The organism is Kitasatospora sp. NPDC093558, assembly GCF_040683475.1.
In the GTDB taxonomy this organism is placed as follows: Bacteria; Actinomycetota; Actinomycetes; order Streptomycetales; family Streptomycetaceae; genus Kitasatospora.
Genome location: NZ_JBFBDY010000211.1, coordinates 1 through 10,364 on the forward strand (window position 1 = coordinate 1; position 10,364 = coordinate 10,364).

Genomic DNA, 10,364 nt, shown 5'->3' on the forward strand with positions numbered 1-10,364 from the left:
GAAGTGGAAGGGCGAGGCCAGGCCGAACCAGTCGGCGCCGCCCACGGAGGAGAAGTCCGTCAGGCCCATCGGGATGGCGACCAGGGTGCCGACGACGCTTTCGAGCAGCAGGCCGGGCTCGTCCAGCTCCGGGCCGCACAGCCGGGCGAAGGCGGTGACCGGGGAGAGGGTGTCGGCGAGCAGTTCGAGGTACAGCGGGACGTACGCGTGCTCGGCCGCGAGGGCGCGCGCCTCGTCGGGGCCGGGGACGACGCCCGCGTCGACAGCGGCCCGCACCGGGTGCGCCAGGGGGGCGATGGGGGCGGTCATGCGGCCGCTCCCGCCAGCGCGAGCGGCTCCACGGTGCGGTCGACGAGCGCCTCGGCCCGGTCCAGGGCCTCGCGGCAGGCGGCCTCGTCCGGCCCCACGGCGACCAGCGCGGCGAGCCGGGGGATGGCCTGACGGGGCGGCAGCAACAGCCGGTCGCCGGGCTCGGCGAGGACGGCGGTGTGCACGATGCCGGGCACGGCCGCCGCGGCGGTGAGGTCGAGCGGACGGGCCAGGCCGTCGGTGTCGGCATAGACGAACCGGACCTCGGCGGTCGCGCCGCGGGTGGGGGTGAGGTCGGGGAGGCGGCCGAAGGACAGCTCGGCGGCGGCCACGACGAGGTCGATGCCGGTGGCGAAGGCGCTGATGAAGGGGATGAGGTCGCCGCCGAGGCGGGCGTTGAGCTCGATGAGGCGCGGGCCGCGCGAGGTGAGGCGGACCTCGGCGTGGGTGACGCCGGTGGTGACGCCGAGCACCCGGTGGGCGCCGGTGACCAGCTCCCGGACCTCCGCCGCCCACGACTCCTCCACGGAGGCCGCGACGAGGTGGCCGACCTCCTCGAAGTACGGCGCGAACCCGAGCCGCTTGCGGGCGGTGTGGACGACGTGGACGGCACCGTCGTGGACGACGCTGTCGACGCTGATCTCCTCCCCGTCGAGGTACTCCTCGACGAGGATGCCGTGCCCGGTGGGCAGGGTGGCGTACGCGGCTCCGGCGGCGAGCGCGAAGGCCGCCCGCACCTCGCCCTCGTCGTCGGCGCGGGCGACGCCGATGCTGCCGGCCAGGGCGCGGGGCTTGAGGACGACGGGGTAGCCGAACTCGGCGGCGGCCGCGACGGCGTCGTCCGCGGTGGTGACGAGCCGGTGGCGGACGGCGGCGAGGCCGGCCCGGGACATCAGCGTGCGGGTGGCGTACTTGTCGCGGCAGTTGCGGGCCGCCGCGGCGGACAGCTGCGGCAGGCCCAGGGTGGCGGCGGCCTCGGCGGTGGCCTCGACGGCGGTCTCGTCCCAGGTCAGGACGCCGACCGGAGCGGCGCCCGGGCCCGCGAGCCGGCGGACGGCGTCCGCGATGGCGAGCGGGTCGGACAGGTCCGCGACGACGTAGGAGTCGAGGTACGGGCGCTGCCAGGTCGGTTCGGCGGCGAGCACGGCGGACAGGGTGTAGCGCGTGTGCAGGGACTGGTACGAGTACTCGCGGTAGGGGCGGCCACCGCTGCCGACCACGACGAGGCGCTCGGCGGGAGCGGCTACGGACGGTGTGGACATGGCTGCTTCCTCTCAGACCTGGGCCGGGACGGGGGCGGCGACCAGCTGCGCCAGCTCGCCGAGCACGCCGGCCAGGGCGTCGACGGCGTCGGCCGGGGCGTCGAAGCCGGCGGGGCCGACCAACTCCCCGATGTGGGGGACCGAGAGGCTCTGCTCGGCGGCGCGGAAGCCGATGCGGGTGAGGATCGGGCGGAGCATCTCGACGGCGGGGACGCCGCCGGAGGGGCCGGCGGAGTAGCTGAGCAGGGCGACGGGCTTGTCCTGCCACTCGTGGTAGAGGAAGTCGATCGCGTTCTTCAGGGGCGCGCCGAAGGCGCCGTTGTACATCGGCATCACGAAGACGTAGGCGTCGCCGCGGGAGACGGTGGCGCTCCAGTCCTTGGTGTGCTGGTGCACGTAGGCACCTTCCGACGGGTGCCCGGGCTCGTCGAGGAAGGGCAGCGCGACCTCGGCGAGGTCGACGACCTCGACGTCGAAGCCGCCGTGGCGGCGGGCCTCCTCCGCGGCCCAGGCGGCGACGGCGGGGCCGACGCGGCCGGGGCGGGTGCTGGCGACGATGAACTGCAGACGGGACATGGCGGGTTCTTCCTTCTGGACGGTCCGGTGTCACCGCGGATCGTCCGGGGCGCGGGGCCCCTGCAGTGCTCAGTAGGTAATCAGCGGGCCGGGCGTCGCGCAACCGGCACGGCCCGCCGCCGAGGATGTTTGCCCGATTCCGTCCCGCTTTGCTCCCCGGGGTCGGCCTGACGCGTTTGCGCCAGCCGCAAAGGCGCTGCCCCGGAGCCGGTGCTCGGGGGTGGCCGGCGGTGCCAAAGTGAGAGCACGTCACCGCGGATCCCCCGCCTGCCGCTCCTGCGGCTCGCACACCCCGTACGACACACGCCGTACGACACACACGCCGTACGACACACACCTCGTGCGACGCACACAGCGTGCAGGCCGCACTCCCCGTACGAAGCACACCTCGTACAACGCACACCCCCGTACGACACACACCCCGTACGACGCACCCCCCGTGACACACCCAGTGGCACACCCCCTGACACACCCCGCGACACACCCCGCGACACACCCCGTGCACCTCGCACGACCCCACACCCCACGGCGCTGCCGGATCCGGCACGCCCTGACCCGGCACGCCCTGCTCCGGCAGAACTGGAGAGCGCCCATGGACAGTTCAGTCACCTCCCGCTACCTCGCGGCATCCGCCGCCCCGGACAGCGACCTGCGCAACCCGACCGCGCACGCCGAGCTCCCCGCCGTCTTCGGGAAGTCCTACGGGCATGTGCTGCTGCCCCGCCCGCTGTTCGTCTCCGAGCCGGAGATCGGCGCGTTCGCCGACGACCTGGCGGCGATCTTCCGGGTCCTCGTCTCGCTGCCGGACCGCTGCTTCGGCGGCGACGTGTACCGCTACGGCGCCGCCATCGGGCTGCCCGACGAACTGATCGAGGTCATGGCCGAGGGCGCGACCGGCGACCCGGTCCTCTACGCCCGTGCCGACGCCTTCCACGACGGCACCCGCTTCCGCCTGCTGGAGCTCAACATCGGCAGCGAGCTCGGCGGTGTGGACACCGCCCAGCTCAACCGCGCCCTCCTCGGCGTCCCGGCCTTCCGCGCCTTCGCCGAGGCCAACGGCCTGGGCCACACCGACACCATGGTGCACCTGGTGGCGGCTTTGCGCGGGGCGGCCGGCGGCGTCCCGGACGCCGACCCGGTGCACCCGGTGGTGGCCCTGATCGAGGGCCCGGGCGCGCTGGGCGAGCACGACGGCGTGTTCCTCTCCATCCAGGAGGACATGCGCAACCACGGCATCGAGCTCCTGCTCGGCGAGATCCAGGAGTTGACGGAGGGTGCGGACGGCAAGCTCGCCCTGCACGACCGGCCCGTCGACGTCGTCCTGCGCTACTTCGCCGCCGGCCAGATCGCCGGCGACCCGGTCGCCCGCGCCGCCCTGACCCGGCTCAACCGCGCCCACGCGGCGGGCCGCACCGCCCTGTTCTCCCCGCTCGAAGGGGCCCTGTTCACCAGCAAGGCCGCGCTCGGCCTGCTGCACCGGCCCGAGGTCCGCGCCGCGCTGACCGCGACCGAACAGGAGCTGGTCGACCGGATCCTGCCGCGCACCTGGGTGCTGAGCGGCGAGAGCACCGAAGGCACCGAGAGCTACCGCCAGGCCCTCGCCCACGCCCGCGCCCACCGCACCTCGCTCGTCCTCAAGCCCGGCATCGGCTACAGCGCCGACGGCGTGGTGATCGGCCGTGACGTCACCGAGGAGCAGTGGCAGGAGGCCCTGGAGCGGGCCGCCGTCCGGGACTACGTCGCCCAGGAGCTGGTGACGCCGGCCCTGGAGCCGGTCGTCGACCCCGCCGGCGGACGCACCGACGGCTGGGTCGCGAACTGGGGGATCTTCGTCACTCCGCAGGGCTTCGGCGGCGCGTTCTGCCGCGCCCTGCGGCCGGAGGACGGAGCAGTGATCACGTACGCCAACCCCGGGACCCGTGGCACCTGCGTGTTCACCCACCCGGCCACCGTCTCCGAGGAGTCCCGGATATGACCGACCACCAGCCGAGCAACAGCCGGATGTCCGACCGTCCGCACGTCATCGTCGTGAACCGCTGGCGCGAGCGCTACGCCGAGTTCACCCGGTACGTCGACCACACCGCGAACCGCATCAGCTACGTGTCGACGGAGGTCGGCACCGGCTCGGTGCCCGCCGAGGCCCACGAGGTCGTGCTGGTCCCCGCCACCGACGACCTGGTGCGGGTCGGTGCCGCGGTACGCGGCCTCGCCGCCCGGCACGGCGCGCCCGCCGCGATCGTCGCCCTCAAGGAGGACGACCTGCTGGTCGGGGCCGCGCTGCGGGAGGAGTGGGGCGTACCCGGGCCCCGGCAGGCGTCGCAGATCGTCTTCCGCGACAAGTACCTGATGTGCCGGGCCGTCGCGGACGCGGGCCTGGACGTGCCGGCCTTCACCGCCGCCACCGACGCGCGGACCGTGCTCGAGTTCGGCGCGAGCGCCGGCTGGCCCGTCATCGTCAAGCCGCGCACCGGCAGTTCGAGCGCGGGCGTGGTCCGGGTGGACGGCCCCGAGCAGGTCGCGGAGCTGGACCTGGACACCGAGCCGATGCTGGTGCAGGCCTTCGTGGACGCCCCGGTCTCCCACGTGGACGGGGTCTTCGACGGGGAGCGCCTGCTGGCCTGGCGGGCCTCTCGCTACCTCAACACCTGCCTGGGCTTCCGCGGCGGCAGCTTCCTCGGCTCCGTCGAGATCGACGACCCGGAGGTCAACGCGGCCGTCGAACGGGCCGCCACCGCCTTCCTCGGGGCGCTCTCCCCCGGCCGCGCCACCGTGTTCCACCTGGAAGTGTTCATCGACCGCGACGAGGACGGCGGCGTCGTGTGCCGCTTCCTGGAGTGCGGTGCCCGGGTCGGCGGCGCCGAGATCGCCTTCCTCTGGCGCGAGGTGCACGGCTACGACCTGATGCACGCCGCCTGGCAGCTCCAGGTCGGCCACCCGCTGCCGCCGGTGCCGGACGCCGCCGCCGCGCCGCACGCCGGCGCCGAGGTGGCCGGCTGGATGCTCGTGCCCGCCCCGGCCGAACGGCCGTGCCGGATCACCGAGTCCACCTCGATGACCGGCCGCGCCGACGGCCCGTACGCCGAGGCCGTGCTGCGGCCGGGCGAGGTCCTGCCCGACGCGGACGCCTACTACGAGCACGTCGGCGGACGCTTCCGCTTCCGGGCGGCCACCTCCGCCGCGGCCGAGGCCGCCGTCACCGCCACCGCCAGGGACTTCCGGGTGCGCGCCGAGCCGCTCGCCCTGTCCACCACGAACGCCTGACTGGAGCACCGTGTCCAAGGACTACTCGGTTCCCGTACTCGACGGAGAAGGGGACAACGACTACACGCGCTACATGCGCACCGACACCCTGCTGTCGCTGCAGCGCAAGCCGGAGGACGTGATCCACCGGGACGAGCTGCTCTTCCAGGTCGTCCACCAGTCGACCGAACTCTGGCTCAAGCTGGCCTGCCACGAGGTCGAGGAGGCCGCCCGGCAGATCGACGCCGGCCGGCTGGACACGGCGGCCCGGCTGCTCGCCCGCGCCTCGCTCAGCGCGCGGCTGACCGCCGACCAGCTGGAGATGATGCGCCACCTGGCCCCCTGGGACTTCCAGATCATCCGCACCGTCCTCGGCCACGGCTCGGGCTTCGAGTCGCCGGGCTGGAAGGCGGCCCGGCAGGTCAGCCAGGAGCTCGACAAGTCGTTCCGCCGGCTGGTCGAGGCGCGCGGCACCGACCTCGTCGAGGTCTACCGCGACGGCCACGACACCCCGGAGTACCGGCTGGCCGAGGCGATGATCGACTGGGACGAGCGGATCTCGCTGTGGCGCACCCAGCACTACAAGATGGCCACCCGGGTCATCGGGCACTCCGTCGTCGGCACCAAGGGCGCGCCGGTCGAGTTCCTGGCCAAGCTGATCGGCCACAAGTTCTTCCCGCAACTGTGGGAGCTGCGCACGGAGTTGACGCTGAGCGGCCCGCTGGGTGACGCCGAGGCGGCGCCCGAGTTCGCCGAGGAGGCCACGGCGTCGGCCTGCCCGATGAGCGGCGCCGGGGCATGAGCGGGACGGACCGCGCCGCGGCCCCCGTCACGGCGGCCGGGTTCCGCCGGGCGTTCCCGATGCTGGAGCGCACCATCCACCTGGCCAGCTGCAGCCTCGGTGCCCGCTCCGACGCCGTCGACGCGGCACTGGAGCGGATGCGGGAGGCCATGGCGGCCCACGGGGCCCCGTGGCACCGGTTCGAGCAGGAGGTCGCGGAGTCCCGGCAGCGGTTCGCCGCCATGATCGGCGCCGACCCGGAGCAGATCGCGATCGTGCCGAACGCCTCCGTCGGCGCCTACCAGGTGGCCTCCACGCTCGCCTTCGGCGCCCGGACCGACATCGTCACGACCGTCGAGGAGTTCCCCTCGATCGCCCACGTGTGGCTCGCCCAACGGCCGCGCGGGGCCCGGGTGGTGTTCACCGGCGACCGCGGGAGCGGGCGGGTCCTGGCCGCCGACTACACGTCGGCCCTGGGCTCCGGCACCGCGCTGGTGTCCGTCCCGATGTCGACGTACCAGTACGCCGAGCGGCCGCCGGTCGCGGAGATCGTCCGGGCCGGGCGCGAGGCCGGCGCGCCGACCTTCGTCGACGCCTACCAGGCGGTGGGCGTGATGCCGGTGGACGTCACCGAGATCGGCTGCGACTACCTGGTCTGCGGCACGATGAAGTACCTCCTCGGACTGCCGGGCCTGGCCTTCCTCTACGCCCGCGACGGCCTGGCCGGCGACCAGGAGCCGCAGCTGACCGGCTGGTTCGGCCGGGTCGAGCCGATGGCCTTCGACCCGCAGCTGCTCGACTTCCCGGCCGGCGCCCGGCGGTTCGAGACCGGTACGCCGGCGATCCCCGCGATGTACGCCGCCAACGCCGCGCTGGAGCTGTTCCGCGGCACCGACCCCTCCGACGTACGACGGCACATCGGCTCCCTGATCGAGCTCGCCGCCACCACCCTCACGGGCCAGGGCGAGCGGGTGCGCACCGCAGCCGACCCGGAGCTCCAGGGCGCCCACCTGAGCCTGTACGACGCCGATCCGGGCGTCCTCACCGGCTGGCTGGCCGGCCGGGGCATCGCGGTCAGTCCCCGCGGACCCGTCGTGCGCCTGTCCTTCCACTACTACAACTCCACGGACGACGTGGCAGCCCTGTGCCAGGCCCTGCGCGACTTCCGCGCGCAGACCCGACCGCACCCTTCCGTCCCCCTCCCGAAGGTGAGCACCACAGCGTGAAAGAGCTGACCGACTGGCTGGCCGAGCCCGTACCCGGCCGGTTCCCCTACTCCGCGGTGACCGACGAGTACCACCGCGTCGGCAAGCACTTCGTCTCCGAGGCCACGCTCAAGTCCCTGGCCCTGGCCCGGGAGCGGCTCGCCGACCAGGCCCCCGCCGCCACCGGGAGCACCGGCACCGAGACCGCCGGCACCGGGACCACCGGCACCGGGACCACGGACGCCGCCGCCGAACGCCTGCTGCTCGACCGGTTCCTGGACACCGCGCTCGACAAGTGGGACGGCCGCTACGACTACCCCAGCTACACCTCGCTCGCCGTGCTCGGCCTCCCCACGGCCGACGACGGCCCGGCCGCCACCGAGGCCGCCCGGGTCACCCGCGACCGGCTGACCGTCCAGCTCCTCGCCGACCTGCTGCGCTTCGAGCTCGACGCCGCCGCCGGACGCACCGAGTGGCTGCCGGAGATGCGGCCCGACGCCCGCCTGGTGGAGAAGCGCTGCCGGCTCGCCGTACGGGTGGCCGCGCCCGCGCTGGCCCGGCTCGGCCACGGCGGACGGCTCACCGCCGCCGACCCGGCCGGCCAGGCCGCCCAGCTCTGGGAGTTCGCCGACCGCGAGCTGCTGGACCCGTACGAGCGCCAGGTGCTGAAGCTCAGCATCATGCCGGTGTACGTGTCACACGACGAGCACATGTTCATCCGGGTGCTGCAGACCTTCGAGACCACCTTCGCGCTGCTGGCCCTGAGCATCCGCACGGCGATAGGCCACCTCGACGCGGCCCGCGCCGAGGACGCGGCCGGCCACCTGGCCGTCGCCGAGACCGTCCTCGCCGAGTCGGCCCCGCTGTTCTCGCTGCTGGCCACCATGCAGGTCGAGTCCTTCCGCACCTTCCGCGAGTTCACCGACGGCGCGAGCGCCATCCAGTCCCGCAACTACAAGCTGGTCGAGTCGCTGTGCCGGGTCCCCGACCAGGACCGGCTGGACTCCCCCGCCTACCGCTCCACCCCCGAGGTCCGCGAGCGGATCCTGGCCGGCCAGCCCACCCTCGACGAGGCCTGCGCCGCCGCCGGCGCGGACCCCCGCTTCACCGCCGCCGACCGCGAGCTGCTGTCCGCCGCGATGCTCGGCTTCGCCGGCGCCCTGCGCCGCTGGCGCCAGACCCACTACCGGATCGCCGTCCGGATGCTCGGCACCCGCTCCGGCACCGGCGCCACCGAGGGCACCCCGTACCTCAGCTCGGTCCGCTCGATCCCGGTCTTCCGCAGCGTCACCGAGGCCCCGGACCCCGCCGCCGACGTCGACGGCCCCACCGGCTCCGACGTCCCCACCCGCCCCGCCCACTCCACCGGCTCCGCCGCCCACCCAGAGAGCGACAAGGCAGCATGAACAGCGACCTGATCCCCGTAGGCATCGTCGGCGCCGGCCCCGTCGGCCTGGCCCTCGCCGCCCGCCTGGCCTCCTTCGGCATCCCGAGCGTCCTCTTCGAGCGCGACCCCGAGCTGCGCAAGCAGGGCTCCAAGGCCTGCCTCATCCAGGGCGACGTCCTGGAGGTCCTCGACAAGTTCGGCTGCGCCGAGACCATCGGCGCCGAGGGCATCACCTGGACCACGGCGCGCACCTACGTGCGCGGCAAGGAGATCCGCGCCGCCGAGTACACCCGCCGGATCGGCTACGGCCCGTTCGTCAACATCTCCCAGTTCCGCATCGAGCAGCTCCTGCTGGCGAAGGTCGAGTCGGACGCGCTCAGCGAGGTCCGCTGGGCCCACGAGATCACCGGGGTCGAGCAGGACGGCGACAGCGTGACCGTCACCGCCGCCACCCCGGACGGCCCGCGCGCCTACCGCTGCCGCTACGTGGTCGCCTGCGACGGCGTGCGCAGCCCGATGCGGGGGCTCACCGGCGTCGAGTGGACCGGCTACAGCCACAAGGACCGCTTCCTGATCACCGACCTCAAGGTGAAGCTGCCGCTCGCCAAGGAGCGCCACTTCCACTACGACCCGCCGTTCAACCCGGGCCGCCAGCTGGTCATGCACCCGCAGCCGAACGACATCTGGCGCATCGACTGGCAGCTCGCCCCCGGGACGGACATCGACGCCGAGCGCGCCGACGGCCGCTTCGACCAGCGCGTGCGCGCCGTCATCGGCGACGTCGACTTCGAGATCGACTGGGTCTCCACCTACCGCTTCCACCAGCGCGTCGTGGACAAGTTCCGCCTCGGCCGGATCTTCTTCGCCGGCGACTCCGCCCACTCCCTGCCGCCCTACGGCTCGCGCGGCATGAACAGCGGCATCCAGGACGCCGACAACCTCGCCTGGAAGCTCGCCCTGGTCATGCAGGGCAAGGCCGGGGACGCCCTCCTCGACACCTACCACGACGAGCGCTACGCGGCGGCCAAGGAGAACCTCGCCGTCACCGAGGCCACCATCAAGTTCATGGTGCCGCCGAACCTGGTGCGCCGGATCGCCCGCAAGGTGCTGCTGACCCTCTCCCAGCCCTTCCAGGGCGCCCGCGACAAGGTCAACAGCGGCAAGATGGCCGAACCGCACACCTACGTCGACTCCCCGGTGGTCGAGTCCGCCGGACGCCACCCGCTGCTCGGCTCGTTCGCCCCCGACGCGCGGATCTCCGCGCCGGGCGCCACCCGCGTCCGCGAGCTGTACGGCGCCGGGTTCACCGGCCTCTACTTCGCCCCGGACCGCGACACCGCCCGCGCCTTCGCCGAGCGCGCGCTCGCCGACACCCACGGCCTCGACACCCGCCTGGTCGTCGTCCTGCGCGAGGGCGAACTCGCCGTCCCGACCGCCGGTCCCGCCACCGACATGCCCGAGGGCGTCACCGTGCTGCGCGACCGCGACAACGTGCTGCGCGAGGCCTACCGCGCCGACGAGGGCACCTGCCTGATCGTCCGGCCCGACGGCCACCTCGCCGCGCTCGCCGACGCCGGCCGGCCCGCGACGTTCGGCGCCGCGCT

Annotated in this window: 8 protein-coding genes and 1 pseudogene; 6 read left to right on the forward strand and 3 right to left on the reverse strand. The window is 73.9% G+C overall.

What is annotated here, in order from left to right; genetic code table 11:
* From AB0O00_RS20240 to AB0O00_RS20250, 3 genes and pseudogenes are all read right to left on the reverse strand, one after another.
* Positions 1 to 309, reverse strand: a pseudogene (locus AB0O00_RS20240) (hypothetical protein); the annotation flags it as partial.
* Entirely contained in the window at positions 306 to 1,571 is a 1,266-nt protein-coding gene (locus tag AB0O00_RS20245) for an ATP-grasp domain-containing protein (protein WP_363653656.1), read from the reverse strand. The gene AB0O00_RS20245 and the pseudogene AB0O00_RS20240, both read right to left, overlap by 4 nt.
* Before the next feature lie 12 nt (positions 1,572 to 1,583).
* Positions 1,584 to 2,147 carry an NAD(P)H-dependent oxidoreductase gene (locus tag AB0O00_RS20250; protein WP_363653658.1) on the reverse strand — a complete coding sequence of 188 codons (564 nt, stop codon included), beginning with the start codon at positions 2,145 to 2,147 and terminating at the stop codon, positions 1,584 to 1,586.
* 592 nt (positions 2,148 to 2,739) lie between these two features.
* On the opposite strand from AB0O00_RS20250, the gene AB0O00_RS20255 reads away from it, so the two are divergent.
* From AB0O00_RS20255 to AB0O00_RS20280, 6 genes are all read left to right on the forward strand, one after another.
* Entirely contained in the window at positions 2,740 to 4,122 is a 1,383-nt protein-coding gene (locus AB0O00_RS20255; RefSeq protein WP_363653660.1) for a hypothetical protein, read from the forward strand.
* The gene (locus AB0O00_RS20260; protein WP_363653662.1) at positions 4,119 to 5,408 is read left to right on the forward strand and encodes a biotin carboxylase; all 1,290 of its coding nucleotides are present in this window, start codon (positions 4,119 to 4,121) and stop codon (positions 5,406 to 5,408) included. The genes AB0O00_RS20255 and AB0O00_RS20260 overlap by 4 nt, the downstream gene beginning before the upstream one ends.
* Before the next feature lie 10 nt (positions 5,409 to 5,418).
* Entirely contained in the window at positions 5,419 to 6,189 is a 771-nt protein-coding gene (locus AB0O00_RS20265; protein ID WP_363653664.1) for a tryptophan 2,3-dioxygenase family protein, read from the forward strand.
* A complete protein-coding gene (locus AB0O00_RS20270) occupies positions 6,186 to 7,394 on the forward strand; it encodes an aminotransferase class V-fold PLP-dependent enzyme (protein ID WP_363653666.1) in 1,209 nt (402 codons plus the stop codon). Before AB0O00_RS20265 ends, AB0O00_RS20270 begins: the two co-directional genes overlap by 4 nt.
* Entirely contained in the window at positions 7,391 to 8,779 is a 1,389-nt protein-coding gene (locus tag AB0O00_RS20275; RefSeq protein WP_363653668.1) for a tryptophan 2,3-dioxygenase, read from the forward strand. Before AB0O00_RS20270 ends, AB0O00_RS20275 begins: the two co-directional genes overlap by 4 nt.
* Positions 8,776 to 10,364 (forward strand): FAD-dependent monooxygenase (locus AB0O00_RS20280; RefSeq protein ID WP_363653670.1); only part of this gene is annotated, 1,589 nt, incomplete at its 3' end. The genes AB0O00_RS20275 and AB0O00_RS20280, both read left to right, overlap by 4 nt.